This window comes from Saltatorellus ferox (assembly GCA_007751475.1).
Classification (GTDB): domain Bacteria; phylum Planctomycetota; class UBA1135; order UBA1135.
Window position 1 is genome coordinate 1,314,032 of record CP036434.1, and the last position, 25,066, is coordinate 1,339,097.

A 25,066-nucleotide genomic window follows, 5' to 3' on the forward strand; every position below is an offset into this window, starting at 1 on the left:
CCCGCCGCTACCGCCGCCGCCCGATCCGGACGATACTTCCCCTCTCCCCGCCACACATTCCCATGCTTCGTCGCCTCTTCACCAAGAACGCACCCGAGGACCAGCGCGTCCACTACCGGAGAATCCCGGGAAAGAGCGCTGCCATGGGGGTCAAACTGATCTGCGCGAACGGCGCTCCGGTCTCCGGTGCGCTGATCGATCTTTCCGCGGGCGGGGTCGCCATCGAGTTTGATGAAGACCTCACGCAAGAACTGGAGATCGGTTCCGAGCGCGAGCTGATCTTCAGCTCCTTGACCGTCAAGTCCGTCCGCGCCCTCGGTATCGTTCGAATGGTGCCGAACGAGCGTACGCCGAAGCGTTTCGGCTTCGAGTTCACCGACGGCGCAGCACTGTTCCAGCAGCTGGACGACTCGTTCTACAAGTACTTCAACCGTCGCCAGTTTCGCCGCGCGAAGCCGGCGCTCGGGGAGAAGGTCTACGCCGAGTTCGGCTGGGGCAACATCCTGCAGACGGTCGATATCTACGACCTCTCGCGCGGCGGAGCGTCCTTCTACGTGCCCCATGACCTGGCCGCGCAGCTCGAACTCGACATGCCGGTCGAACTCGTGCTCCGGGTGCCCAAGACCGACTTCACGCTGGTGCACTACGCCATCGTTCGCCACGTCACGCAGGACTCACGTGGATTCCGCGTCGGCGTTTCGATGGAGGTCGTGACCGAGGGTGAGAACAAGCGCAACGTCCGCAAGGGGGTCGCGGCCTACTCCGACTATCTCCAGGCGCGAATTGCCGAGATGGATCGGTACAACTCCGCGTATCATTAGGGTCCAGAGGCGTTTCCGTGGCGCGGTTCACGGCGCTATCTGGATTCCCCGTGCTTCCCTGGGCCCCGGCGGGCTTGGCTGAGGCCTGATAGCGACCACGACCGATGATTGATCTCGATGGACTGCACGTCGGCGGCTACTCGCTCGGCGGCTTCGCATCGTGCCTGGATATCCCGACGTTCAAGGTGGCCGTGGACATCGGGATCTGCCTCGACCGTGTCATCTCGCGGGACCTGATCCTGATCACCCACGCCCACGTGGATCACCTGGGGGCGATCGCACAGCACGTCGCCCAGCGCGGCCTGCGACGAATGGAGCCAGCGACCTACCTCGTTCCACCGGGCATCGAAGATCAGGTGGAGGAACTCCTGCGGGCCTGGCGCGGCCTCGACGGGGGAGCCCTCGCCGCCAACGTGGTGTCGCTGGCCCCCGGGGAGCGCTTTCAGGTCCGCCAGGACCTCGCCATCCGCCCCTTTCGAACCCGGCATCGCGTCGTCTCCCAGGGGTACTTCTTCGAGCGCACGACGAAGCGACTCGCCGAGGAGTTCCAGGGGCTCCCGCCCGATGAGATCCGAGATCTCCGCCTGGCCGGCACCGAGGTCAGCGTTCCCGTGCGAAGCATCGACCTCGCGGTCACCGGAGACACGCGGCTCGACGCCGTGCTGGAGAACCCCGAGGTCGCGGGCGCCGAGCGGCTCGTGCTGGAGTGCACTTTCTTCGATGATCGAATCGACGTCGAGGAGGCGCGCCATCGCGGTCACGTGCACATCGACGAGGTGGCCGAGGCAGCGGCCCATTTCAGCGGTCGAGCGCTGCTCCTGAACCACGTTTCACCGCGGCATGCGCGCGCAGATGCCCGGCGGATCATGGCCGAGAAACTGCCGCCCGAACTCCTGGAGCGCACCCGCTTGATGGTCGGCGCCGAAGACTGACCTGTCAGGGCCGCGGCCGCGTACCGGCCCATCGGGGCCTCGGCGGCGGAGTCCAGGCGTCCATGCGATCGAGCAGGGTCTCCAGGTCGCTTTCGACGAGCACCAGCGCCCGATGCTCCGGCCGGATGAAGCCCTCGCGAACGGCCAGGTCGAGGTGCTGGACCACGTGCTCGTAGTAGCCGTTCAGATTCAGAACGCCGACCGGGCAGTCGTGGATGGCGAGCTGGAGCCAGGTGAGGACTTCGAAGAACTCCTCGAGCGTCCCGTGGCCGCCCGGGAGGACCAGGAAGGCCGAGGAGAGCTCCATCATCCGCGCTTTCCGCTCGTGCAGCGTGTCGACGACATCCAGGTGGGTGAGCTCCCTGTGGGCGACCTCCATCGTCTGCAGGCCGAAGGGTAGGACCCCGTGGACCTCGCCGCCCGCCTCCAGGGCGGCGTCGGCCACGGCGCCCATCAGGCCCCGGTTTCCACCTCCGTAGACGACGCCCTTGCCCCGGGAGACAATCGCCCGACCGGTCGCTCGGGCCATCTCGAGGTAGCGCGGGTGGGCGCCGTCGTTGCTGCCGCAGAAGACGCAGATGCGCTGTGGCGCGTCGCTGGAGGACGAGGGTCGTGTCATCCGCCCAACTTACAGCGCGTCGGCTCAAGAGTGACGGCTCGGGAGCCCGATCCCTTCCGTAGCCAGCTAAGCATATGCCCTCACGCCCCTTCGTCATCACCGGTGCCCCGCGCTCCGAACTCAGCTTCACCTCCAGGGTCTTCACGGCCCTCGGAGCTCCCTGCGGCGACGAGGGGGTGTTTCACACGGCGGCGTTCGAGCGAGGTGGAACGCTTTTCTGGCCGACCAGCCTGGCGGGCGACTCCTCCTGGTACGCCGCACCGGTGCTGGGCAAGCTCCCGGAAGGCAGCGTCGTCATCCACCAGGTCCGGCACCCGCTGGCCACCATCCACGACCTCTACGCCAGCCGATTCTTCGAGCGCGACTCACCGAGCCGTGACTTCGTGAACGACTTTCTGCCCGAGACACGGCGCGGCGGATCGCTCGATCGCTGCATGCGCCTGTGGGTCGAGTGGCACCGCATGATCGAGGTCGCGGGTGACTACGAGGACCTGATCTATCGCCGCTACCGCCTCGAGGATTTCAACGAGCACCGCGCCTGCGAGCAGCTGGCCCTCCTCGGCCTTCAGCGCGATGCGGGCAACGCTCGACGCGTCATCGAAGAACTCGGAGGCGTGCCGACTCGCCAGCAGGTTCCACTCGCATGGGAAGACCTTCCGGTGACGCGCCTGACGCGTGAGGTCATGGCTGCTGCGGCCGAGTACGGCTACGACGTGCCAGGGGCCGAATTCGACAGCGACTCCGCGCGATCGGCCTGAGCTGGCTCGCTCAGACCCTCCGCCGGCGCTTGATCATGTGGGGCAGCGCCCACAGGTACATGCCGGTGAACCAGAGGCCGAGCAGGATGAGGGCCGCGGGCAGGAAGACCCAGAGCTTCGCCCAGCCCGCGAACCACGACCCATCGTGAATGGCCTCGATCACGTCCGAGCGCCGGTAGCTCGACTGCAGGACCTCGCCCGAGGCCGTGTCGATCTGGACCTCCCAGCTGTTCTTCGCCTGCACCTTCAGCATGCCCCGTGAAGGCCTGACGTCGAGTCGATCGATGTCGTTCCAGGACCGAATCCCGGCCTCGGGTACGCTCGCGGCAGCGGCTAGCACCTCATCCCACGACAGCCTGAGTTCCTTCGTGGAGCCGCGCATGGTGGCCGGCTGGATCCAGGCCCAATCCTTCTTCAGCTGAAGGAAGATGCCGCTGGCGATCACGACGAGAAGGGGCACCGCGGCGATGATCGCTCCGATTCGATGCAGCTGCCGATTGCGCTTCGGCGCGCGGCTCTTCCTGGATCTTGCGGCGCCGGGAACCGCCGTGACGCCTTCGCGATCGGTCATGGAAGCTGTGGCCCCTAGCGGGGAGCGCGCACCGAGGAGAGATCGAGGGAATCGTCGGTGAGCGACTCGAGGAAGGTCACGAGGTCTTCCGCTTCCGACGGTGAGAGATGCAGCGGCTGGAGGATCCGCTCCGACTGGCCGCTGGCTGGCCTCGCCGTCTCCCGGGTGTTGTAGAACTCCACGACCTGTTCCAGCGTGTCGAAGACACCGTTGTGCATGTACGGCGCGGTCAAAGCGACGTTCCTGAGCGAGGGCGTCTTGAACTCCGGCGAACCCTCGTGGAGGTGCCTCGGAAGGTAGTCGACCTTGACCCTCGAGGGCCCGTTCGGATCATCGGACCAACGGGAGCCCACGCCGAACTCCGACGCGCGCAGCCGCTCGACCCCGTGGACTCGACCGAGGTCCTCGGGGGGCGCGTCCTCGGGTCGTCGAGGCGGCTCGGCCTGCCCATCGCTATCGCTCCAGAGAAGCGATTCGTTCGACGGCACCTGGGTGTCGTGGAACTCGTAGTCCGTGAAGAGCGGGCCGTGGTGACAGACGATGCACTGTGCCTTGCCCGTGAAGAGTTCGAGGCCGCGCAGCGCCGCCGGGTCGAGCGCAGCCACCTTGTCCGGGTCGTGCTCACGCAGGCCCTCGACGAACACATCGAAGGGCGCACGCGCGGAGACCAGGCGCTCCTGGAAGGCCGCGATGGACTTGCCAGCGTTCACGAACGCGCGGGTCACGGCCTCCTGATCTTCGGGGGTCATGCTGTCCCAGGCGCGCTGGTGGGGGTGATAGAAGCCGGTGCCGTAGAGATGCGTGTGGTGCTCGCCCGTCGTCGCGGTTCCCTGGATCCCTGCCCTCGCCCTTTGACGCTTCGCGTGTGCCGCCGCCAGCTGATGCGCGCGATCGTCGGCCGGAACGGGCCGCGCGGCCGGCGGGAATCGCTCAGCGTCGTCGAAGGGCGGCATCGGCCCGAAGACGGTCTCGTAGAGCGTTCGCAGCGTCGGCTCGCCGTGGATCGTGCGGACCACGTCCGAGCGCGTGAACGCGTGCTCCAGCGGATCCTCCAGCGGCACGAGGGCCTGGTTCCACAGGCTGTCGGCGCGACCGTCCCAGAAGAACCATCGAAGATGCGCCACGTTCCAGAGGGACGGCGCGTGCCGCTCCAGCTGCATGACGCCCATGCTGAGCTTCTTGCCGTCGGCGAACGATTCGCGCGGGTCGTGGCACGTGGCGCAGGCGATCGTGCCTGCCCTGGAAAGCGCGCGCGAGTGAAAGAGATGCCTGCCGAGCTCCGCGGCGTCGGGGTTGCCCGAGACGCGGTTCGTCGGATCGACCGGAACCGCAGGGACGGGCGAGAGGCGCAGCGTTCGCTTCAGAGCATCGGGCGACAGCGGGGGAATCCAGGCCTTCGCCTCGATGGCGGTCGAATCGGCCTCGGATCCGCCGCGACCCGGGGTCTCCGGATGTCCGCAGCCGACGGCGAAAAGGGCGACACCGAGCCATACCGTCGCGAGCCTCACCCCGCCGCTTCGTGCCACTCGCCTCACAGCCGAAGCTCGTCCTCGGCCGTGGCGGCCAGCCCATCCACGAGAACGTTCACGGCTACCGTCCAGTACCCGTCCATGTGCAGGAGAAAGCCGTTCACTCGGTACTTGCCTTCGCCCAGCTCCTCGGACCGCGGCTCCCGAAGCATGCCGTGGCCGTGATCCGGCATGAAGCAGCTGATCGTCACGCTCGCGCCTTCGACCGGCGTGCGCTCCGCGTCGTTGCGCACGAGCGTGACGTCGACCGAGAAGTGCTCGTTGATGGGGACGCGTCCGTTCTCGGGACGCCAGGTCACCCGGAACGCGTCGTCGCGCGTCACGATCTCCCGCGGCGCCTCGAATTGGAACTCGTAGCTGTCCGGCTCGGTCGCGCGTGCCTCGTCAGCGCTTCGGACCCCGTCCGGCGGGCCCGCCTCGGAGGTCGAACCACCGCCGCACGAGCCGAGCGCGTGCGGCAGCAGAAGCGCAAGAAACATGGAGATCGGAAGGCCAGCCCGGTTCATGGCAACACTATAGACCATCGGGGCCGGCCTTTGGCCTCAGCCCTTCTGTTCGAACTTGGCCCAGGAGTCGCGCAGCGAAACGGCGCGGTTGAAGACGATGTCTTCGTCGTCCGTACGCACGAAGTAGCCGAGACGTTCGAACTGTACCTGGGTCCCGGCCGCGGCTGCGCTCAGCGCCGGCTCGAGCTTGGCGCCCTGGACGACTTGAATCGAATCGGGGTTCAGGTCCTCCTCGATCGTGCGACCGCCGGTCCCCGGCTGCGGCTCCTTGAACAGGTGGTCGTAGAGGCGCACCTCGGCATCGACGGCGTCACGCGCGCTGACCCAGTGGATGATGCCCTTGACCTTCTTCTTGCCCTCGGGCGTCTTGCCGCCGCCCGATTCGGGATCGTAGGTGCAGCGCAGCTCGACGACGTTCCCGGCGTCGTCCTTGATGATCTCGTCGCAGTGGATCACGTAGCCGTAGCGCAGGCGCACGTCACCGTTCGCCTTCAGTCGGAAGAACTTCGACGGAGCGTCCTCGCGGAAGTCCTCCTGCTCGATCCAGATCTCGCGCGTGAGATGGAGCGTGCGCGACGTGCCTTCGCCCTCGGCCTCTGGGTTGTTCACGGCCTCGCACTCGATGGCCTCGTCCTCGGCGAGGTTCGTGATCACGACCTTCAGGGGATCGAGCACGGCCATGCGGCGATCGGCGCGCTTGTTCAGATCCTCGCGCAGCGCGTTCTCCAGAAGGTGCATGTCGTGGAGCGCGTTGAACTTCGTCAGTCCAGCGGCGGCGCACATGTTCCGGATCGCGTCGGGCGTGTAGCCACGCTTGCGAAGGCCGCGGATCGTGGGCATGCGCGGGTCGTCCCAGCCGGTCACGTACCCTTTCTCGACGAGCTCCTGGAGCTTGCGCTTCGAGGTGATCGTGTAGGTGAGGTTGAGGCGCGCGAACTCGATCTGGCGCGGGGAACCGATGCCGTCGATGTGCTCCAGGAACCACTCGTACAGAGGACGGTGGTTCTCGAACTCCAGGCTGCAGAGGGAGTGCGTCACGCCCTCGATCGCATCCGACTGCCCGTGGGCGAAGTCGTACATCGGATAGATGCACCACGCGTCGCCGGTGCGGTGGTGGTGGGCGCGCGCGATCCGGTAGAGAACCGGGTCGCGCATGTTCAGGTTGGCGTGCGCCATGTCGATCTTCGCGCGCAGCGTGCACGCTCCGTCCGGGAACTCGCCGTCCCGCATGCTCTTGAAGAGCGCGAGGTTCTCGGTCGTCGAGCGGTCCCGGTTCGGGCTGTTCTTGCCGGGCTCATGGGGCGTGCCGCGGTAGCTGCGGGTCTCCTCGGCGGAGAGGTCGCAGACGTAGGCAAGGCCCTTCTCGATGAGCTGCACGGCGAAGCCGTAGAGGGCCTCGAAGTAGTCGGAGGCGTAGTACTCGTGGCCCTGCCAGTCGTAGCCGAGCCAGCGGATGTCGTCCTTGATCGAGTCGACGAACTCCTGGCTCTCCTTGGCCGGGTTCGTGTCGTCGAAGCGCAGGTTGCAGCGCCCGCCGAACTTTTCGGCGATGCCGAAGTCGACCCAGATCGCCTTGGCGTGACCGATGTGCAGGTAGCCGTTCGGCTCCGGTGGGAAGCGCGTGATCACGCCCTCGGGCGTCCGGCCCGCCGCCATGTCGTTCTCCACCTCTTGCTCGACGAAGTTCATTCGAGAGGCAGCCTCGGGAGCGGCGGCGGCGCCAGGGGATCCAGTGCCGGGGGCTCCGGCGCTCGAATTCGGGTTCTTGGGATCAGGGCACATGGGAATCTCGGCCGGTCGCGCGGGCCGTCTTGGGGTGGGCCATCCGGGGCCCTTCGGAGGGGGAGTCTACGGGGCGGCGCGGTCGACCGCCCCGATTGGGCCGGACACTTCCGCGCGAATCAGAAGAAAGACGGGCCGGGTGTCGACGTTGTAGGCTTCCCGGGTGAAGCGACTCCAGCCCCTCGACGGATTGCGCGGCCTCGCCGTGCTGCTGGTTCTCGCGTCGCACGCCAGCAACGCGGGCATCGATCTCGTCCCACCGTCGTGGATCGGCGGCCTTCGGGCGGCGGGCCTCGGGCGGCCCGGGGTCTTCCTCTTCTTCGTCCTCTCGAGCTTCCTGCTCACGGGTCAGCTCTTGGCCCGGATCGACGGCGCTGAGCCGATCTGCTGGCGGCGCTTCGCGGCGCGCCGCCTGCTTCGCATCATGCCCGCCTACGCGCTGACGCTCGGGATCCTCGTGATCTTCGGGGCGATGGGGGAGCGGCCCGCGCTGGAGCATCTCGCGCTCGTCCGCGCCGAGCATCACTTCTGGACGATCCCCGTCGAGGTGTTCTTCTACCTGACGTTGCCGGTGATCGTGCTGCTCCTCGGCCCGCTTCGGAGCGTCGCGCTCCGGCTCGCGGTGCTCGGCGTGGCGGCGACCGCGCTCCGCTGGGCCTTCCCACCGGACTTCACGAGCGAGCCGCCGCGCTACCGGCCGAACGTGGCGCCGTTCCTGCCGATCTTCCTCGCGGGGTCGGCGCTGGCGGTGGTCGGTCCTGCGCTCATCGAGCTTCGGGACCGCGCGCGCCGCGGGCTCCTCGTCCTGGCCTCGATCGCCAGCTTCGCGCTGGTCCTGCTGACGCCGTCGGTCTGGTCCCTGGTGACCGGCGAGCCCGTGGAGCACACGCGTTTTCACCTGTGGTTCGACGCGTTCGCGGTCCTCTGGGCCGTCGTGCTGGCGGCGGCGCTCCAGCCCGGCGGCTGGATCCGCGCCGCTGCCTCGTGGGCACCCCTGCGCTGGCTCGGCCAGATCAGCTACAGCGTGTACCTGCTCCACGCGCTCGTGCTCGGGTACTTCGTCGACCGAGGCGCGGCGCTCGGGCTGCCGCAGGCGGCCCTCGGCCCCGCGTTCCTGGCCGCCAGCTGCCTCGCGGGCGCTGCGTCCTATTGGCTCGTCGAGCGGCCGTTCTTGGGCGTCCTCAGCGCGCGGGCTACCGCACCTCCCGAAGCGGACTAGAATTCAGGCGAGACGTGAGGGAACGTCCGCCACCTCCTGTCCCTCTTCAGAACGTGCCGAAGACCCAAGCCGCCATGACCGCTTCCATCCGCCGCAGATGCCCCGTTCTGGTGCTCTTTTCCGGCTTGCTCGGTGCCTCTGCGCTCGGCCAGGGCTACCTCACGCCGCCGACCGCGCCGCCCGAGAATCCGGTCACGGCAGAGAAAGCGGCGCTCGGCAAGATCCTGTTCTGGGACGAGCAGCTCTCCAGCGACGGCTCGATCGCGTGCGGTACGTGCCACTTCCCGACGGCGGGCGGCAGCGATCCGCGCGGTGGCTCGGCCATCGTTCACCCGGGCTTCGACGGCGTCTTCGGGACGGCCGATGACCGAAACGGCTCACCGGGCGTCGTCCGCGCCAGCGCCTTCGGCCACATCGAGCCGGACGATCGCTTCGGCGTCGGCGCCCAGGTCACCGCGCGCTATGCGCCGAGCACGCTCACGGCGGCCTACTTTTCCGACCTCTTCTGGGATGGCCGCGCCAAGGGAAAGTTCAGTGACCCGTTGACGGGCGCGCTCGTGATCGCGAGCGGCGGCGCCCTGGAGAGTCAGTCCCTGGGCCCGATTCTCTCCAGCGTGGAGATGGCGGACGACGGACGATCGTGGGACGGCCTCATGGAGCGCCTCGCGGCCGTGCGTCCGCTCGCCCTCGCGAGCCAGCTCCCGCCCGATACCCAGGCCACGCTGGCCGCCTATCCGTCGTACCCCGAACTCTTCAGCCAGGCCTTCGGAACGCCCGAGATCACGCCCGTTCGCCTCGCCTTCGCGCTCGCCACGTACCAGCGCACCCTCGTTCCCGACGAAACGCCGTGGGACGACTTCCAGCGCGGGAACAGCGCGGCCCTCTCCGCGGCCCAGCTGCGCGGCATGTTCGCGTTCGAAAGCACGGCAGCCTGTGCCGTCTGTCACACGCCTCCGCTCTTCGCCAACGGTGACTACCACAATCTCGCGCTTCGCCCGTCCTACGAGGATCCGGGGCGTATGAACGCGACCGGTGATCCCCAGGATCTGGGCAAGTTCAAGACGCCCTCGCTTCGCAATGTCGCGCTGCGGGGCCACTGGTTTCACCATGGCGACCCGACGATCACCGATCTCCGCGGCACCGTGGCGATCTACGGAACCGGCGTCGGCGGAGGATTCGACGGCCTGGATCCGGCGCTGAACGGCCTGTTTATTCCGGCCTCGGACATCGACGACATCACCGAGTTCCTGCACGCGCTCACCGACCCGCGCGTGGCAGCGGGGACGTTCCCGTTCGATCGACCGACGCTTCGCTCGGAGCGCGGCCCGGGCGCGCGGAACCCCGAGCTGCTCGGTGTCGGCGAGATCATCGGGACCGGCGGCATCGCGCCCAGGGCGCTCGTCACGGCGTCTCCGTTCCTGGGGGCCGAGGACTTCCGGATCGGGCTCGAAGCGGGGCTCGGTGGAACTTTCGCGTCGATGCGGCTGCGGCTGGCCGCGCCCGGTGGGCTGGGCGGTCCGCTGGCGGTCCGCTCGCTGGGGCTGCCGCTCGCGCCGCTCGCCGTTTCGGCGGGCCCCGCGGGTAAAGGCTATGCAACGTGGCAGTTCCCGCTGACCCAGACGCCCGCGATGGTGGGTCTGGCGTTCGACGCCCAGTGGTGGGTGAGGGACCCGCAGGCCCCCGGTGGCGTGGCTCGCTCCCAGCAGCTCCGCTTCACGGTGGAGTAGGGGGCGCTTTAGCAGGTTCGTATCTGTTTCTGCGGTCCAGGGGTTTGGGTCCTGCGGCCCGAAAGGCCGTCGGCTAGATTGGAGCCATCATGATCCAATCGATTCTCACACTCGGCCTGGCTTCCGGCGCGCTCCTCATGGGGTCGGCGCCGGCGCAAGGTGTTGCCGAAGCGGGCGAGAAGCCCTCTTACTCGTTCCGTGAAGCCCCTCTGAACTCCATGGGCATCAAGAGTCTTTCAGAGCTCCGGGGACGTCCTGTCCTGGTCGAGTTCTGGGGAACGCAATGAGGCCCTTGCGTTTCGGGGGCGGTGCCCTCGGCTATCAAGACTGCAGGTGAGTACGGTGACGACCTGGTCGTCCTTTTCGTGGAGGTGCAGGGCGCTACGCCCGAGAAGGCCGAGAAATTTGCGTGGGACCGGAAGTGGATGGGAACCAGCGCCATGTGGACGACCGAGCGGCCGTTCAACACGGGCTCCAAGGGCATCCCGAACTACGCGCTGATCTCCGCCAGCGGCGAGCTCCTGATGAAGGGGAACCCGATGTCGGACCACAGCAAGATCATGAAGGCGATCGACGAGGAGATCGGCAAGGCGAAGAAGGGTCCAGACGATGCGCCGAAGTCACTGAAGAGCGCCTACAAGGCGTTCGCCAAGGGTGACTTCGCGAAGGCGATCGCCGAGGCCCAGAAGGTCGCTGACTCCGGAGACGAGGATGCGGCCGCAGGGGCGGATCTCGTGAAGACGTTCCAGAAGGACCTCGAGGCGAAGTTCAAGCGCGTTGACTGGATGCTGGAGAACGCGTACCTGCTCGAAGCCGAGGAGCAGTTCGAGGCGCTCGAGAAGGGCGTGAAGGGGTTGGCCGATTTCGACGAGCGCGTGGCCAAGCTGACGGAAACGTTCGGCGCCGACGACATGAAGGATCAGCTCAAGGCGGCGAAGTCCTACGCGAAGATCGAGGCGACGCTCGCAGAGGACGGGCTGGACGAGAAGGCCCTGAAGAAGCTCGAGAAGTTCCTCGAGAAGAACGCGGACGCGAAGATCGTCGCGCGCGGTCAGAAGCTCTTGAAGCTGGGCGGCAAGTAGCCTCTCCTGAGACCTGCATACAGAAGGAGGGTCTGGCATTCGCGTCGAATGCCAGACCCTCCTTCTCTTCACCTGGAGACCGGAGGCGGCTGAGGGATCACAGGCAGCGCAGCAGGAACTCCTCGTACTTCCTGAAGCGGTTGAGGGTCTTGACCTGCCCGCCCAGTCCGTGGTCTCCGGTCGGATCGAGGAAGAGCTCGACCAGCGTCTCCTTGCCCGCGTCCAGTAGCTCGGCGTAGACCCGCACCGTGTCCTGGTAAAGCACGTTGGGGTCCTCCATGCCGTGCACCAAGAGGAGCTTGCCCTTCAGGCCCTTCGCCAGCGGCAGCAGCGAGTACTTGGCGAGGTCGGTCTTGCCCGCCCGGCTCTCGCCGATGGTGCCCGTCGAGTACCACGAGTTGTAGTTCTCCCACTCCGTCGGGCCAGCGCCCGCGATGCCGCACTTGAAGACGTCCGGCTCGGTGTAGAGGCACATCTGCGTCTGGAAGCCGCCGAAGCTCCAGCCGTGGATGGCGACGCGCTCGGGGTCCACGTTGTGGTGCTCGATCAGGTAGCGCACGCCGTCGACGAGGTCGTTCACCTGGGGCTTGCCGACCTGCTCGAAGTTGGCCTTCTCGAAGACGGCGCCGTAGCCGGACATGCCTCGCGGATCGATGGTCGCCGTCACGTAGCCGTGCTCGTCGGTCATGTAGCGCGCGAAGAGGTTCGACGTGCTGTAGTTGCCCTCGGTGACCTGCTTGCGGACGCCCAGTGGGCCGCCGTAGACGTAGATCAGGAGCGGACGCTTCTCCTCGGTCTTCTCCTCGGGTTCGAAAAGGAAGCCGTGGATCTTCTGGCCCTCGCGGTTGTCGTAGGTGAAGAACTCGGGGTTCAGCTCCAGGATCTCCTTCGAACGCTCGGGGTGGGATTCCGTGATCCGCGTCTGCTCCGACGTGGTGGTGTCGATGTGCACCAGATCGCTCGAAGTACCGAAGTTCGTGAAGGACGCGAGCACGTGCTTGCCGTCGGCGCTGAACGTGGCACCTGAGTACTGACCGCGCTCGGGGCTCATGCGCTTCATCTCACCGGACTCGAAGTTCACGCAGTAGAGGTCCTGGCACGCCGGGTCCTCCTTGGTGGCCTCGACGAAGATGCACGAGCGGTCCTTCGGCATGCCGATCGGGTAGACCTCGAAGTGACCCTGGGTCAGGGGCATCAGCGACTCGTACACGGGGTCGAGGACGTGCAGCTGGCGGAAGCCGGTCTGCTCCGTCACCATCACCATGCGGCGGCTGTCGGCGAGGTAGCGCGGCTGGATCATCCCGGGCGTGTTGGGACCGCCCGTGTGGAGGAAGCGGTGGACGATGCGGGCCTCGATCGGCTTCTCCTTCGTCTTCTTCTCGTCCTTGTCGGGCGCGGCGTCCTCGTCGTCGTCGGGGGTCTTGGTTTCGCCTTCGGCCTTCTCGCCGTCTTCGGCCTTCTCTTTCGATGCCTCTTCGTCCTTCGCGCTGCGATCGGGCAGCACGGCCTCGAGCACGCGGATCTGGCTCGTTTCCTGGTCGAAGACCGCGAAGGTGACGCGGCTGGAGTCAGGCGCCCAGTCCGGCACGCGGAGGATGTCGCGGGGGCCCGTGGCCTTCTGCTCGAAGATCTTGGACAGCTCCCCGTCCTCGGACTCGCGGGACGGCAGTTCGTAGACGAAAACGCCGGTCTTCGTGTTCGAGATCGGATCGTCGCTGACCGTCCGCGGCACCGTGCGCACCTTCATGAAACGGTCGCGGTAGGTGGCGATGTCCACCGTGCGCTTGCCGGGGCTGCGGTCGCCCGCGCTGGCCACGAAGGCGACCTTCTGGCCGTCGGGGGATAGCTCGTAGCCGACCATCGACATGCCGTCCGGAAGCTTGGGATCGAGCTGGTCGACGAAGTGGTCGCCGAACTCGACGCGGACGAGCGCGTCGCCGAGGAGCGTCGTGTAGCCGCTGCCATCGGGGAGGTATTGAACCTCGCGCTCGACCTCGCGCGTCTTCGTCATGCGCTCGATGTCGTCGCCGTCGCGGTCACCCTCGTCGCCTTCGATCTGGTAGCGATAGATGTCGCCGCCGCTCGTGAAGAGGAGCTCGGGTGCGGTGGGGGACCAGGCGAAGCCGCGCACGCCGCTGTAGCGCGGCGCTTTCTCGTCGTCGGCGTCCTTCTCGGTGACGACGTCGCGCAGGTCGCGCTCGTCCTTCGTCTCGTCATCCTTGGACTTCTCGTCACCCTCGGGGGCACCCTTGACCTTGTCCTTCAGCGTCGACCAGGACTTGTCTTCCTTGTCGGCGCCCTCGCCTTCACCCTTCTTGCCGTCCTTCTTGTTCTTCTTCAGTCGGTCCTCGGCGACCTCCTTCGTGGACGCCTGGAACTCGGCCATCACCGAGACCGACGTGATGCGTCGCGACTCGCCGCTCTCGAGGTCCATGAGGTAGAGGTCCGAACCGTGGCGACGCTCCTCGTACGGGCGCCAGAGGTAGGCGGCGTGCTTTCCGTCCGGCGAGATCTCGGCGGATCTTGGCGTACTGCCGAACCACCTCTTCTTCTCGTCGAAGAGCCGCTCGAGGGTGAGCTTCTTGTCCTCGGCTTCCGCCTTCTTGTCGTCGTCGTTTTCTTCTTCGGCCTTCTTGTCTTTCTCGGCCTTACCGTCCTGCGCAGCGGCAGATGAGTAGGAGGAGGGAGCAGGGGCGGAAAATGCCGACGCGATCGGTGCGGCCAGCAGGAGCGCGCCGAAGAGCGCCGTGTGGAGTGGGGAGATCTGCTTCATGGGTCCAGGGATGCTAAGGGGGATCCCCGAGCGCGGGTAAGCCCCCCACGAACCCCTTACAGCAGACTCGTTCTGCGACAGTCTGCTGCGGGCCTACGCGTCGAACAGAAGCCCCTCGGCGACGCGCCAGAACATGCCCGCGCCGCGCTCGATCAGAGCATCGGGGAAGTCGTAGTCGGGCGCATGAAGCTGGGGGTGGCTCTCACCGGCGCCGAGTCCGAACATCGCGAGCGAGGCGCCGCACTCCCTGAGCGAGCCGAAGTCCTCGGACCAGCGAAATGGAGTGGTGAGCGTCCGCACGCGGAGCCCCTCGACTTCGGCAGCGGCGACGATCCGCGAGCACGCATCGCTGGAGTTGACGCAGGCCCGGAACTCGTCCTGCCAGCGCGTCTCCAGCCGGAGTCCGTGCGCGGCGGCGATGCGCTCCGCGGTGCCGAGCGCCAGCTCCGAGAGCCGTCCCATCTGTGCGTCGTGTTCGGCGCGCAGGGTGGCCATCACGAACGCCTCGCCGGGGGCGGTCCCGAACGCGACCTCGCCGAGCCGCGCGTGGATGAGGGTCGAGAGGGTGAGGCCCGGCGCGGCGCCGAGCGCCGCTTCGCTCAGGGTCTCGTGCAGGTGCAGTTCGGTCAGCGCCATGGCGAGCTCGCACATCGCCGCAGCCGGGCTCAGCCCATCTTCCGGATGGGCTGCGTGGGAGGTCCGCCCGACGAGCCGCGCGACGAATCCCCGCGAGGCGCAGTTGAAGGTGCCCTCGCGCAGGACCACCTCCCCGAGCGGCGAGCCCGGCAGATTGTGCAGCGCGAACGCGTGATCGGGCCGCAGCTCGGCGAAGCGTGGATCGCGCACGATCGCGCGCGCTCCTTCGCCGGTTTCCTCGGCGGGCTGGAACAAGAGCACGGCGCGGCCGCGGTCGGGCCGCCGCGCCGCGAGTCGCCGCGCGAGCCCCAGCAGAATGGTCATGTGCCCGTCGTGTCCGCAAAGATGCGCCACGCCTGGGACCTCGGATGCGTGCTCGGGCCCGGCCGCTTCCTGGATCGGAAGCGCGTCGAGTTCGGCGCGAAAAAGCACGGTCGGCCCTTCGGCCGTTCCGTCGAACGCGGCGGCGACTCCGAACCCACCGTCCGCTCCGGTCCCCGCCCCCGCGCCGAGTGAGGTCCAGATCCGGTCCGGCCGAAGTTCGCGCAGGGCGGCGGCGATGACCTCGCTGGTACGCTGCTCGCGCCCGGAGACCTCGGGCTGGCGATGAAGGGCGCGCCGGAATTCGGCGAGAGGGGCGAGCTTCATTCGCGGCTCTTCGGCGAGGGGGCGGCGATGATTCTGCCCGCCAGCATTTCAGCGAGGGACTCGGGGTCGCGGAGATCCTCGGCGCTCATGGTCTCCGAGGTCCGCCACGAGATCGCCCAGGTGGGAACCGCGTCCGCGAGTAGCTGAACCATGAGCTGCTGGCAGCGTTCACGGCACGCTTGGTCCGCGTCGTACGGCAATATCACGATGGCGTTTTGCTGCTGTCTCGCGAGTTCACTCGCCGGGGCCGTCGCGATGCGTGCGTGCAGGTCCTCGGCCAGCATCCGGGAGTACTGGTGATTCTTGGCGTCGTTGGCGTAGGCCACCGTTCGGACCCGCGGAGTGGCGGCCACCAGGAACGAGTCGGGGGCGGTGCCGTCCACGTTCGCCGCGGGAGCGATCAGAAGGTCGGGCTGCATGAGCAGCATGAGCTCCTCCACGGCCACCCCGTGGTTGCGCTGGGGCTGGACTAGGTCACGGCACTCTCGGGATCGGTCGATCAGGTCATCCACGCTCCGCACGTCCCGCCAGGGAACCTCCGTCACCACGAGGTGCGCGCTCATGCGCGGCTGCAGCGCGCCCAGCTCCGCGAGGAGAGAAGCGGCCGCCCCTCGCTGGGCTTCCGTGACGTCAGGCGGAAGCATGACGGATGCTCCGGCGATCGGCCCCGCCTTGGCGAGAGAGGCCAGGTCTCCCGCCGATCGGAGGACGCGAACGCTCTCGGCGCCCTCACCCTTCCGCTCGACCACGCAGCGAAACGTCCCGTAGCCTTCGTCGTTCGCCCAAAGGATGACGCGCGCCCCCTCGCGGGTCTCCAGGTCGGCGCCGTAGACGCTGTACTTCGGGGTCAGGGAGCAACTGGCGGCCCCGAGCAGCAGAATGGCGCAGGCGATGTTCTTCAGCATGGCCTGAAGATACCCCGCATCTCGAACTCCGTGGAGGTCCTCGCCAACCAGAAGGCGCTCGTCGGCGCGCCGATGAGGCTCGCTGAGCCCGACCCGCGCGTGGTCGTGCAGCGCTACTTCGACCGGCTTGCTCCGCGTGATATCGCATCGACCGATGAAGTCGTCGTCCAGAGCTGGATCGTGGTCGAGGTCGCGCGCTGACTCCTCGATGGCGGCAAGCTCACCCTGGGATCTTCTCCTGGATCCGGGCTATCGGCCTTCGGAACCAGCCCCATCGGCACCGATCGTTCCGGGGGCAGCCCCATGGGAGGCTACCGGATCACCCGAGCCCCGCCTTGACGATGGCCTTCAGCACCCAATCACCGCGCTCCACTGGAGAGGCTCCCTCCAGGACGGAGCTTTTCGCAGGGGGCATCCTGGGGCCGCTTCCCGGGTCCCGGAAAGCCAGCGCCCAGTCAGACCGCGCACGAACCCGGGAGTTCTGCGGCGCGGCCAGCGAGTTGGGGCCGATGGCTGGCTTCCTGGGCGCCATGTGTCTCGCGCAAGTCGTGATGGTCCTCCAGGGCGTCGCCGTTCTCTCAGGTCACCATGGCAACGTGCTCGCGGGCACCATCGCCTGCGCTCTCGGCACCGCCCTCTACGGCTGGCGCCTGGTTCACAGCGCGAGGCCCGTCATCACGATGAGTCACGAGGGGTTCCGCGACGTGAGGCTCTTCTCGGGCGTCCTGCGCTGGAGCGACATCCAGAGCATCACCACCAAGAAGTACAAGGGCTACAACTACCTGGCGATCAAGCTCGGTCCGGGCGCCCGGAAGAACCTCGGCCTGAAGCCTCGAATCTGGGTGGCTTCTTTTCTCTACGGTCACTGCTTGCACTCTGCGGCCTTCGGCGTCGATGCCAGCATCATGCAGATCGTCAATGCCGCCCGGGAAACTGCCGACGCGGCCGATCACCGGCTCCGCTTCACGGTCTAAAGGAGCGTCGTTACCAGCTCCGGGAAGACGATCACCAGCACCAGTCCGACCGCCTGGATCGCGATGAACGGGATCACGCCGCGGTAGATCGTCGAGGTTGGAACCTCGTCCGGCGTGACGCTCCGCAGGTAGAACAGCGCGAAGCCGAACGGCGGCGTCAGGAACGACGTCTGCAGGTTCATCGCGATCATCACGCCGAACCAGATCATCGCGTCGCCCGTGATGCCGAGGTCCTGGGCGGCGGGCACGATGAGCGGCAGCACGATGAACGCGATCTCGAAGAAGTCGATGAAGAAGCCGAGGCCGAAGACGACGAGGTTCGCGACCACCAGGAGGCCGATCTTTCCGCCGGGCAGCCCCGTGAGCATGTCGCGGATCCAGTCGTCTCCGTAGACGCCGCGGAACACCAGCGCGAAGAGCGTCGAGCCGACCAGCAGGAACACGACCATCGTCGTGAGCTTGGCGGTTTCCTCGACGCTGTCTCGCAGGCTCTCGAAGGAGAGGCGCCTGCGCAGAAGAGCGAGAAGGAGCGCGCCTGCCGCCCCCAGGGCTCCTGCTTTCGTGGGCGTCGCGATGCCTGCGAAGATGCTGCCGAGCACGATCAGGATCAGCGCGAGCGGCGGGATCAAGACGCCGAACACGCGCTTCGCGAGTGCGGGACCGCTGATGTCCCGCTCCGCCGCGGGCAGCGCCGGCGCGCACTCGGGCCTGCGCCACGCGGTGAACGCCACGTACACGGCATAGAGCCCGGCCAGCATCAGCCCCGGGATCAGCGCGCCCCGAAAGAGCTTGCCAGCGCTGACGCCGAGCTGATTCCCCAGCACGATCAGCACGATGCTGGGGGGGATCAGCTGCCCGAGCGTCCCCGCGGCGCAGATCGTCCCGGTGGCGAGGCTCGGGCTGTACCCGTAGCGCAGCATCACCGGCAGCGAGATCATGCCCATCGCCACGACCGAGGCGCCGACGACGCCGGTCGCGGCCGCGAGCAGCGCTCCCACGAAGACGACGGCCAGCGCGAGCCCGCCGCGCCGCGGCCCGAACAGCATCCCGATCGTGTGCAGGAGATCCTCGGCCAGGCGCGAGCGCTGGAGCACCGTGCCCATGAGGATGAAGAACGGCACCGCGAGCAGCACCTGGTTTTCCATGATCCCCTCGAGCCGCTCGGGGAAGCTCGTGAGATAGGCCCAGTTGAAGTAGCCCAGCTGGATCCCGAGGAACCCGAAGAGCAGCGCCGCGCCGCCGAGGGTGAAGGCGACGGGGAAGCCGAGGAAGATCAGCACCATGACGGTCCCGAACATCGCGGGCCCGATCCAATCAGCCGGCATGGGTGGGCTCCGCCTCGCTCGCTTCTCCGCGGCGGATCACGTGCAGTGCGCGCACGATCCCCGCGAGTCCCTGTAGCGCGATCAAGAAGAACGCGACCGGAGCCACGATCCGCAGCGGCCAGCGCACGAGCCCGCCCGCGTCCGGCGAGACCTCCCGAACGCGAAAGGACTCGATCGCCGACGGCGTCACGACGACGATCGCGAAGACGCAGAACGGCAGCAGCAGCACGAGGCTGCCGACCAGATCGGTCCAGGCCTTGCCCCTGGCGCCGAGCCGGCCGTACAGCACGTCGACGCGCACGTGGGCGTTTTCGGCCAGCGCCCAGGGAGCCGCCAGCAGAAACAACAGGCTGAAGAGATACCACTGCCCTTCGTCGAGCGCGACGAGGCTGAGCTTCCGCCCGACCATCGGTTCCAAGTAGCCGCCCACGGCGTTTCCGGCGCCGATCAGCACCATGAGCAGCCCGAGCCACGCGGCAAACTTGCCGATCCAGGCGTTGGTTCTATCGACGATTCGGACGAAGGCCATCGCGGTACCATAGCCAAGCGAGGGTGCGCCCGCGAGAGCGGAGCCGTGGCCCGCGCGCCTCTGTCTACTTGATCCCGAGCTTCGCCAGCTCGCCGGCCACGTGGACCACCGTGAACTGGAACTCGGTCGCCATCACCTGGATGAGGTCGCCGATGGCCGCGGGGATCTTCGACTGGGGGGTGTGGGACCGGATGTCGTCCCACATCGCCTGTGCGGTGTGCTGGAACGAGGTTCCTGCGCCGTGGAGCGCATCGGCGATCGTCGCGAGGTTGCACTGCATCCCCTGGCGCAGGGCCTTCACGATCGGGCCCGGGCCGAAGCCGGCGGATTCGAGCCATTTCGCGACGTTCTTGGCCTGCTGTGCCTGGCCCTTCAGTCCCCTGGCGATGTCCTTGGCGCTCGCGCCTCCGAGTTTCAGGCCCCTGACGATGGTCTCGTAGGTCAGCTTCGTCGCCGCCTCGCGGCAGGTCGAGATCGTATCCGCGACGCTCACGCCAGCCTCGATCAGACCACGCGCTAGCTCGCTTCCTTCACGCAGGAAGGCGGCTTGCGCGGCCGCTGCGGCCTCCGCCAGGCTGTACCCCTGCTCGAGCAGAGCGGCGATGGTCCGTGCGAGGGACTCGCCCCCGGCCTTGAGGTCCTCCGCGATCTGCCCGGCCGTCCTCACGGCCCCGGCCACGATGGGCGCGGCGAGCTGGAAGAGCGTGGGCCTGGCCGTCAAGCCCGTGGCCCCCTGCACCTGCATGCGGCTGTCCTCGATGGACTGGATCATCCCGACCGTGCTGTAGGCAGGCTCGCTGTAGTTCCTCGCGTCGGCGTAGGCCTGGGTCACGGCGTTGCCGAAGGAGCTTCCGTCGACCCAGTACTTCTGGAAGTGGAAGTACTGGTGCGGCATGTAGTTGTTCTTCGTGCCGAGGGTGCCGTTGACGACGTCGGCGCCCAGTTCGAGCCACTCGTCCATGAGCGTGCCGCTGACGCAGTTCATCTGGTAGACCGCGCGCAAGTCGACGCCCGCGGCTTTCAGCGGATCGAAGAAGTTGGCCCGGCCGAACGCGGCGCCGTCATGCCCGATGAACTCGTTGTTGCGCCCGTGGACGAGCGTGTGGACGTCGACCTGGTGGGTTTTCGCCAGGGAGGAGATCACGCTCACCGCGTGCGCAGGCGTCATCTTCTCGTCCTCCAGGACGATCAGCTTGGCGTAGAGCGACCTCATCCCGCTCTTGGCCTGAAAGCCCTTCACCAGTTCTTCCAGGAGCCAGTCGCTCGTCCGGCTGATCCACTCTTCCAGGGTGATCCGCTCGATCTTCCAGAGCGAGGGTGAGAGCGGAGCCGAAAGATGGGACAGAGCCACCGCGGCGTCCTTGAGGGCCCTGGGAAGGCCGGCCTGACCGGCGATCGGGATCGAGAGGCCGCCAGCGGTGGCCACGGTGATCTTCGCCCGTCGATTCGACTTGCCGAGGCAGGCTTCCAGGTTGGCCTCGATGCCGCCGTTCTCTAGCAGAACGACCAGAGCGAGGGGCTTCTCCGCGGCGGGCTGGGTCCTGGTTCGAGTGGTGCCGCGGCGGCGCTGGGGAGCAGCATCGGCGGGCAGGGCGAAGAGGAGCGCGAGGGACAGCGTCCCGAGAAGACAAAGGGTGCTTTTGAGCTTCATGGCGGTCAGGAGGGATGGGGAAGAGGTCGTCTCTTCACCGTCCCAAGCGCCACCCGAGGCACCGGACCCTCAGCGATCGGCAAAAACCACGGGGCGAGGCCCGACGCCGGACAGGATCCGATTCTTGCGGAAATCGCTGCGGGTTCTGCGGGAGGAACGCGTGAGCCCTGGTGAGGGCCACCCCGTGGCCGCTCCCACGTCTTCGCGGCCTTCCCACCTCGTCTCCACGGATGGGAAGCCGGCCTTTTCCCCAAGCGACCCGCCCCGCCATGAAATCAGCATTGCTTCTTTCCCTCCTCGCCTTCTCCCTGGCCACCTCGGTGCAGGCCCAGTGCCCGAACGACGATGGCCTCGGAAACAACACCTTCGCCACGGCAACGGCCGTTCCGACCGGTGCCACGTCTCTCTTCAATCTCGTGGTGATGGGCGTCGGGCAGGCCAACTTCGCCGTTCCGGATACCGGCAACGACTTCTTCGCCATCGAGATCGGCCCCGGTCGGACCCTGGACGTGGACGCCGGCTACGACTTCTCCCAGGTGGCCCTCTACCTCCAGCTGTACAGTAGCGGCGGAGGCTTCATCGTGGGCACGAACCCCAATACCCAGTCGGCAGGGTTCAGCTACACGAACCCGCTGTCGACCTCGAGGACCGTCTACCTGCGCGTCACAAGCGCTTCCACCCCGAACGGCTGCGGCGACTACGACCTCGACATCCGCAACCAGGCCTGTCCGTTCGATGACGCACTCGAGGACTTCGACACGTGCCAGAGCTCTTTCCCGCTCGTCAGCGTGCCCACCATCGAGCTCCAGCGTCTGGCGGTCCTGGATGGCGACGACGACTGGTTCGATATCCGCCTCCAACCGGGTGAGCGGCTCGACGTGGCCATCGTCTTCGAGCACGCGCGGGCTGACATCGACCTCTTCCTGGTCGACCTCAACGGCGGGAACTGTGGGGGGCCGAGCCTCGCGTCGAGCGTCTCGACCACCGACAACGAGTCGGTATCCTTCACGAACACGTCCGGCAGCGTCCAGGACATCGCGATCGGCGTGGAATGGTACGACTCCGCAGCGGGGAATTCCTGCAACGACTACGAGCTGCAGTACTCGGTGACCGCAGCGCCTGGCGATGACCTCTTCGAGGACAACGATGACCTCTGCACACCCTCTCCGGTGGGGCTCGGCGTCCACGAGAACCTCATCGTCTTCGATACGGACTCGGACTTCTACTTCTTCGGCGTCGTCCAGGGAGAGCGAGCCAACGTCTCCATCGACTTCCTCCACGCCGATGGCGACCTCGACCTGCGCCTCTACGACGTGACGAACGGCTGCATCGGTGCCCCGCTCATCGGAAGCAGTGATAGTACATCGAACTACGAGGAGGTGTCCTTCACCGCAACGAATCCGGGCGTGACCCTCTGCACCCTCGAGGTCTTCTACTACCCGAACGACGGCGGCAACAACCAGTACGAGCTGACGCTGGGCAAGGGGTTCCCGACCAGCATCGGAGAGACCGTCTGCAACAACACGCCCAACTCCACCGGCCTGCAAGGCTTCATCATCGGGAGCGGAAGCGACGTCGTGTCGGCGAACTCGCTGACCCTTGGCTGCCAGGACCTGCCGGTCAATTCCTTCGCGTTCTTCAACGGCTCGATGGGCTTCCAGCGGGTCGCCAACCCCGGCGGCAGCCAGGGAGACCTCTGCATCGCCGGCGCCCCGATCGGGCGCTTCGTGGGCCCGGGCCAGGTGCAGTCCAGCGGATCGACCGGCTTCGTGAGTCTCCAGGTCGACCTGACGAACCTCCCTCAGCCCACGGGCTCGGTGGCGGCGCTCCCCGGTGATACCTGGTACTTCCAGCTCTGGTACCGCGACGCAGTCGGAGGTATGCCAGTCTCCAACTTCAGCAGCGGCCTCCGTGTCCGCCTGCAGTAGGGGAGTGGCGGGGTGAGAGCCTGAGCCATTCCTGCTCAGGCTCTCAGAACGGCATGCCGATGCCGAAGCTCACCACCCATTCGGCTTCACCGCTTCGTCGGTCCGGATTCATCGCTGCATCGATCCGGATCGGCCCGATCGGGAGCAGGTAGCGGATCCCGGCGCCGACGCCCATGCGCACGCTCTCGAACCTGAAGAGGTCCGTCGCCTTCAGCTCGACGAGGCCCGCGTCGACGAAAACCGCGGACTGGAACGCGCCGCCGAGTTCGTGCCGCCATTCCACCGACGCGGTCGCGAAACCCTCGCCGCCCAGGGGCTGGCCGCTCTCGTCCTTGGGGCCGAGCTGGCTCTCCCGGAACGAGCGGACCGAGTTCTCACCACCCGCGAAGAAGCGCTCCTGGATCGGGATCGTGTCTTCCCCGAAGATCGGCACGATCACGCCCGTCCGCAGACCGATGCCGATGACGTCATCCGCGCCGACCGGCTCGAACCACGCCGCCGTCAGCTTCGGCCGGATGAACTCGAGTTCGGATCCGATGGACTGCCCCGCCGCTTCCAGCGAGGCCTCTGCGTAGACGCCCTTCGTCGGCGCGAAGAGCGCATCGCGGATGTCGTAGCGCTGCGTGAGGATGAAGCTGGCGACGTTCACCACGCTCTGGGCCTCCAGCACGTCGGCATCGACCGCCTGGACGTTCTTGGCCTCGGAGCGGCTGAGCTTGTAGCCGATGGTGCTCGAGGCAGCACGGGTCCACTCCTTCGTGATGAAGGCACCCACTCCGCGGCTCTCGCGCGTGAACGACGGCTCCTCGCGCCGGTTGAACTCCGCTCTGAGATCGCCGATCAGGTCACGACGGAAGAGCCAGGGATCGGTGAGCGAAGCGTTGGCGCGCAGGGCACGCTGGGCCACGGCCGCTTCCGCGGACGCTCCGATGCCGTTGCCGAAGAGGTTGCGGTCGCGGGCGCCGATCGTCAGACGCGCAAGCTCCCAGCTTCCGAAGCCTGGCTCGAAGAAGACCTCGCGCGACGGCTGCTCCGTGATCTCGACCACGAGGCTGCGGGCGTCTCCCGCGCCCTCCAGTCTCGGAGAAACCAGGCTGAAGAGGCCCGTGCGATAGAGGCCTCGCACCGTGTCCCTGACCTTGCGCGAGTTGTAGGGATCGCCGGAATCGAAGAGAAGACGAGAGGCGATGAAGGAATCGCGCGTCCGCTCCGAGCCCTCGAAGCGAACCTCGGCGAGGCGCACGTAGGGCCCTGGGAAGGCCACCACGTCGAGGTCGACCCTCTTGGCTCCCCGGTCGATCTTGGGCTCCACGGAGAGCGACGCGTCGGGGTAGCCGCCCTGGCCGAGGACGTCGGCGAGGACCGTCCGGATCTTCCCCTCCATCCGCGGCTCGTATTCCCGGGGCTTTCCGTCCTTGTCCACCGTGACCTTGCGCAGCTCCTTGTCGAGTTCGCGCTCCAGCTCCGGTCCGATCGCCTCGGCCGTTCGGCTGAGACGTACGCGGGCATCGCTCACGAAGTAGCGCTCGCCTGCACTTACCTTGACGATCACGTCCACCGGGCCGCCCGCCGCTCTTGGTCCGGGGTCCTCCAGGCTCGCCTCCGCGTCGAGGTAGCCGAGCGCGACGAGGTCCTCGACGATCTGGTCAGGGGCGCCCTCGATGCGGTTCTCCACGTAGAGCATGGCGCCGCTTCCGAAGAGGCCCGTGCGAGGCCCGTTCACGTACAGTCGCAGGCTGTCGTCGGGGATGGGGCAACCCTCGTTCGACTCGACCAGCACTCGTCCGATCGTGGAGCGGCTGCCGGGCTTGATCTCGATGAGCGCCGTGTTCTCGCCGAGGATCTGGTAGTCGACCTGGGCGCGAGCGTATCCGCTCTGGGTGAGGAACAGCTCGGTCTCGTAGGCCGCGTCGTCGATGAACGCGCGCTTCCCCGTCTCGACGAAGCGGGACAGGAGGCCCTCCACGTTGCGCGTGAGATCCACGCGGAGCTCCGGGGGGGCTCCCTCGAAGGCGACGCCCGTCGCGCCCATGTCGAGCTCCGCAGGCGCGATCACCTCTTCGGGCGCGGTGGCCACGCAGCTCGCCATTCCGAGCGCGAGAGCCGCGACGAACGCAGCCTGGTAGAGCCTTGGAGCCATGGTGTGCTTCC

Annotated in this window: 22 protein-coding genes; 10 read left to right on the top strand and 12 right to left on the bottom strand. The window is 67.2% G+C overall.

All coding sequences use genetic code 11. The features are described 5' to 3' along the window. Positions 1 to 62: 62 nt before the first annotated feature. On the top strand, positions 63 to 821 hold the full coding sequence (locus Poly30_RS04860) for a PilZ domain-containing protein (RefSeq protein ID WP_145194900.1): 759 nt from the start codon (positions 63 to 65) through the stop codon (positions 819 to 821). Between the two features lie 104 nt (positions 822 to 925). Continuing rightward, entirely contained in the window at positions 926 to 1,753 is an 828-nt protein-coding gene (locus Poly30_RS04865; RefSeq protein WP_145194901.1) for an MBL fold metallo-hydrolase, read from the top strand. A 4-nt stretch (positions 1,754 to 1,757) separates the two neighbouring features. Here Poly30_RS04865 and Poly30_RS04870 read toward each other — a convergent pair whose 3' ends face one another. Beyond that, positions 1,758 to 2,372 carry an LOG family protein gene (locus Poly30_RS04870; RefSeq protein ID WP_145194902.1) on the bottom strand — a complete coding sequence of 205 codons (615 nt, stop codon included), beginning with the start codon at positions 2,370 to 2,372 and terminating at the stop codon, positions 1,758 to 1,760. A gap of 74 nt (positions 2,373 to 2,446) precedes the next feature. On the opposite strand from Poly30_RS04870, the gene Poly30_RS04875 reads away from it, so the two are divergent. Beyond that, entirely contained in the window at positions 2,447 to 3,130 is a 684-nt protein-coding gene (locus Poly30_RS04875; protein WP_145194903.1) for a hypothetical protein, read from the top strand. Between the two features lie 10 nt (positions 3,131 to 3,140). Here Poly30_RS04875 and Poly30_RS04880 read toward each other — a convergent pair whose 3' ends face one another. The 4 genes from Poly30_RS04880 to Poly30_RS04895 are packed head-to-tail and all read right to left on the bottom strand — an operon-like array spanning position 3,141 to position 7,518. Next, positions 3,141 to 3,701, bottom strand: a complete 561-nt coding sequence (locus Poly30_RS04880; RefSeq protein ID WP_145194904.1) for a PepSY domain-containing protein — start codon at positions 3,699 to 3,701, stop codon at positions 3,141 to 3,143. Positions 3,702 to 3,715: 14 nt separating this feature from the next. Then, entirely contained in the window at positions 3,716 to 5,227 is a 1,512-nt protein-coding gene (locus Poly30_RS04885) for a cytochrome-c peroxidase (protein ID WP_419190970.1), read from the bottom strand. 5 nt (positions 5,228 to 5,232) lie between these two features. Next, positions 5,233 to 5,736, bottom strand: a complete 504-nt coding sequence (locus Poly30_RS04890; RefSeq protein WP_419190971.1) for a FixH family protein — start codon at positions 5,734 to 5,736, stop codon at positions 5,233 to 5,235. 36 nt (positions 5,737 to 5,772) lie between these two features. Beyond that, the gene (locus tag Poly30_RS04895; RefSeq protein WP_145194907.1) at positions 5,773 to 7,518 is read right to left on the bottom strand and encodes a glutamine--tRNA ligase/YqeY domain fusion protein; all 1,746 of its coding nucleotides are present in this window, start codon (positions 7,516 to 7,518) and stop codon (positions 5,773 to 5,775) included. A 163-nt stretch (positions 7,519 to 7,681) separates the two neighbouring features. Here Poly30_RS04895 and Poly30_RS04900 point away from each other — a divergent pair, with 163 nt between their 5' ends. The 4 genes from Poly30_RS04900 (at position 7,682) to Poly30_RS04915 (ending at position 11,546) form a co-directional block, all read left to right on the top strand. Next, on the top strand, positions 7,682 to 8,737 hold the full coding sequence (locus tag Poly30_RS04900; RefSeq protein ID WP_145194908.1) for an acyltransferase family protein: 1,056 nt from the start codon (positions 7,682 to 7,684) through the stop codon (positions 8,735 to 8,737). A gap of 74 nt (positions 8,738 to 8,811) precedes the next feature. Further along, the gene (locus Poly30_RS04905; protein ID WP_145194909.1) at positions 8,812 to 10,464 is read left to right on the top strand and encodes a cytochrome-c peroxidase; all 1,653 of its coding nucleotides are present in this window, start codon (positions 8,812 to 8,814) and stop codon (positions 10,462 to 10,464) included. A gap of 89 nt (positions 10,465 to 10,553) precedes the next feature. Further along, positions 10,554 to 10,751 (top strand): hypothetical protein, encoded by a 198-nt coding sequence (locus Poly30_RS04910; protein WP_145194910.1) that lies wholly within the window; start codon positions 10,554 to 10,556, stop codon positions 10,749 to 10,751. A 21-nt stretch (positions 10,752 to 10,772) separates the two neighbouring features. Beyond that, a complete protein-coding gene (locus Poly30_RS04915) occupies positions 10,773 to 11,546 on the top strand; it encodes a hypothetical protein (RefSeq protein ID WP_145194911.1) in 774 nt (257 codons plus the stop codon). 97 nt (positions 11,547 to 11,643) lie between these two features. Here the strand turns inward: Poly30_RS04915 and Poly30_RS04920 are convergent, their stop codons facing one another. The 3 genes from Poly30_RS04920 to Poly30_RS04930 form a co-directional block, all read right to left on the bottom strand. Further along, positions 11,644 to 14,319, bottom strand: coding sequence for a S9 family peptidase (locus Poly30_RS04920; RefSeq protein WP_145194912.1), 2,676 nt, complete (start codon positions 14,317 to 14,319; stop codon positions 11,644 to 11,646). A 93-nt stretch (positions 14,320 to 14,412) separates the two neighbouring features. Then, the gene (locus Poly30_RS04925) at positions 14,413 to 15,603 is read right to left on the bottom strand and encodes an amidohydrolase (RefSeq protein ID WP_145194913.1); all 1,191 of its coding nucleotides are present in this window, start codon (positions 15,601 to 15,603) and stop codon (positions 14,413 to 14,415) included. Then, positions 15,600 to 16,508 carry a hypothetical protein gene (locus Poly30_RS04930; protein ID WP_145194914.1) on the bottom strand — a complete coding sequence of 303 codons (909 nt, stop codon included), beginning with the start codon at positions 16,506 to 16,508 and terminating at the stop codon, positions 15,600 to 15,602. Before Poly30_RS04930 ends, Poly30_RS04925 begins: the two co-directional genes overlap by 4 nt. Positions 16,509 to 16,538: 30 nt before the next feature. On the opposite strand from Poly30_RS04930, the gene Poly30_RS28130 reads away from it, so the two are divergent. Both Poly30_RS28130 and Poly30_RS04935 read left to right on the top strand, forming a co-directional pair. Continuing rightward, positions 16,539 to 16,709: a hypothetical protein gene (locus Poly30_RS28130; protein WP_419190972.1), complete on the top strand. Its 171-nt coding sequence runs from the start codon at positions 16,539 to 16,541 to the stop codon at positions 16,707 to 16,709. Positions 16,710 to 17,038: 329 nt separating this feature from the next. Continuing rightward, entirely contained in the window at positions 17,039 to 17,482 is a 444-nt protein-coding gene (locus Poly30_RS04935) for a hypothetical protein (RefSeq protein ID WP_145194915.1), read from the top strand. Here Poly30_RS04935 and Poly30_RS04940 read toward each other — a convergent pair. From Poly30_RS04940 to Poly30_RS04950, 3 genes are all read right to left on the bottom strand, one after another. After that, positions 17,479 to 18,807, bottom strand: a complete 1,329-nt coding sequence (locus Poly30_RS04940; protein WP_145194916.1) for a TRAP transporter large permease — start codon at positions 18,805 to 18,807, stop codon at positions 17,479 to 17,481. The two genes, Poly30_RS04935 and Poly30_RS04940, sit on opposite strands and share 4 nt — an antisense overlap. Next, the gene (locus tag Poly30_RS04945; RefSeq protein WP_145194917.1) at positions 18,797 to 19,336 is read right to left on the bottom strand and encodes a TRAP transporter small permease subunit; all 540 of its coding nucleotides are present in this window, start codon (positions 19,334 to 19,336) and stop codon (positions 18,797 to 18,799) included. The genes Poly30_RS04940 and Poly30_RS04945 overlap by 11 nt, the downstream gene beginning before the upstream one ends. A gap of 64 nt (positions 19,337 to 19,400) precedes the next feature. Next, positions 19,401 to 20,987, bottom strand: a complete 1,587-nt coding sequence (locus Poly30_RS04950; protein WP_145194918.1) for a hypothetical protein — start codon at positions 20,985 to 20,987, stop codon at positions 19,401 to 19,403. Positions 20,988 to 21,256: 269 nt separating this feature from the next. Here Poly30_RS04950 and Poly30_RS04955 point away from each other — a divergent pair, with 269 nt between their 5' ends. Next, the gene (locus tag Poly30_RS04955) at positions 21,257 to 22,915 is read left to right on the top strand and encodes a PPC domain-containing protein (RefSeq protein ID WP_145194919.1); all 1,659 of its coding nucleotides are present in this window, start codon (positions 21,257 to 21,259) and stop codon (positions 22,913 to 22,915) included. 43 nt (positions 22,916 to 22,958) lie between these two features. Here Poly30_RS04955 and Poly30_RS04960 read toward each other — a convergent pair whose 3' ends face one another. Then, a complete protein-coding gene (locus tag Poly30_RS04960; protein ID WP_145194920.1) occupies positions 22,959 to 25,055 on the bottom strand; it encodes a BamA/OMP85 family outer membrane protein in 2,097 nt (698 codons plus the stop codon). Positions 25,056 to 25,066 lie beyond the last annotated feature (11 nt).

Bases quoted from the DNA above. Each gene is read 5' to 3' on its own strand.
- Poly30_RS04860 (WP_145194900.1), top strand. From the start codon at position 63: ATGCTTCGTCGCCTCTTCACCAAGAACGCACCCGAGGACCAGCGCGTC.
- Poly30_RS04865 (WP_145194901.1), top strand. From the start codon at position 926: ATGATTGATCTCGATGGACTGCACGTCGGCGGCTACTCGCTCGGCGGC.
- Poly30_RS04870 (WP_145194902.1), bottom strand. From the start codon at position 2,372: ATGACACGACCCTCGTCCTCCAGCGACGCGCCACAGCGCATCTGCGTC.
- Poly30_RS04875 (WP_145194903.1), top strand. From the start codon at position 2,447: ATGCCCTCACGCCCCTTCGTCATCACCGGTGCCCCGCGCTCCGAACTC.
- Poly30_RS04880 (WP_145194904.1), bottom strand. From the start codon at position 3,701: ATGACCGATCGCGAAGGCGTCACGGCGGTTCCCGGCGCCGCAAGATCC.
- Poly30_RS04890 (WP_419190971.1), bottom strand. From the start codon at position 5,736: ATGAACCGGGCTGGCCTTCCGATCTCCATGTTTCTTGCGCTTCTGCTG.
- Poly30_RS04895 (WP_145194907.1), bottom strand. From the start codon at position 7,518: ATGTGCCCTGATCCCAAGAACCCGAATTCGAGCGCCGGAGCCCCCGGC.
- Poly30_RS04905 (WP_145194909.1), top strand. From the start codon at position 8,812: ATGACCGCTTCCATCCGCCGCAGATGCCCCGTTCTGGTGCTCTTTTCC.
- Poly30_RS04910 (WP_145194910.1), top strand. From the start codon at position 10,554: ATGATCCAATCGATTCTCACACTCGGCCTGGCTTCCGGCGCGCTCCTC.
- Poly30_RS04920 (WP_145194912.1), bottom strand. From the start codon at position 14,319: ATGAAGCAGATCTCCCCACTCCACACGGCGCTCTTCGGCGCGCTCCTG.
- Poly30_RS04925 (WP_145194913.1), bottom strand. From the start codon at position 15,603: ATGAAGCTCGCCCCTCTCGCCGAATTCCGGCGCGCCCTTCATCGCCAG.
- Poly30_RS04930 (WP_145194914.1), bottom strand. From the start codon at position 16,508: ATGCTGAAGAACATCGCCTGCGCCATTCTGCTGCTCGGGGCCGCCAGT.
- Poly30_RS04935 (WP_145194915.1), top strand. From the start codon at position 17,039: ATGTGTCTCGCGCAAGTCGTGATGGTCCTCCAGGGCGTCGCCGTTCTC.
- Poly30_RS04940 (WP_145194916.1), bottom strand. From the start codon at position 18,807: ATGCCGGCTGATTGGATCGGGCCCGCGATGTTCGGGACCGTCATGGTG.
- Poly30_RS04945 (WP_145194917.1), bottom strand. From the start codon at position 19,336: ATGGCCTTCGTCCGAATCGTCGATAGAACCAACGCCTGGATCGGCAAG.
- Poly30_RS04950 (WP_145194918.1), bottom strand. From the start codon at position 20,987: ATGAAGCTCAAAAGCACCCTTTGTCTTCTCGGGACGCTGTCCCTCGCG.
- Poly30_RS04955 (WP_145194919.1), top strand. From the start codon at position 21,257: ATGAAATCAGCATTGCTTCTTTCCCTCCTCGCCTTCTCCCTGGCCACC.
- Poly30_RS04960 (WP_145194920.1), bottom strand. From the start codon at position 25,055: ATGGCTCCAAGGCTCTACCAGGCTGCGTTCGTCGCGGCTCTCGCGCTC.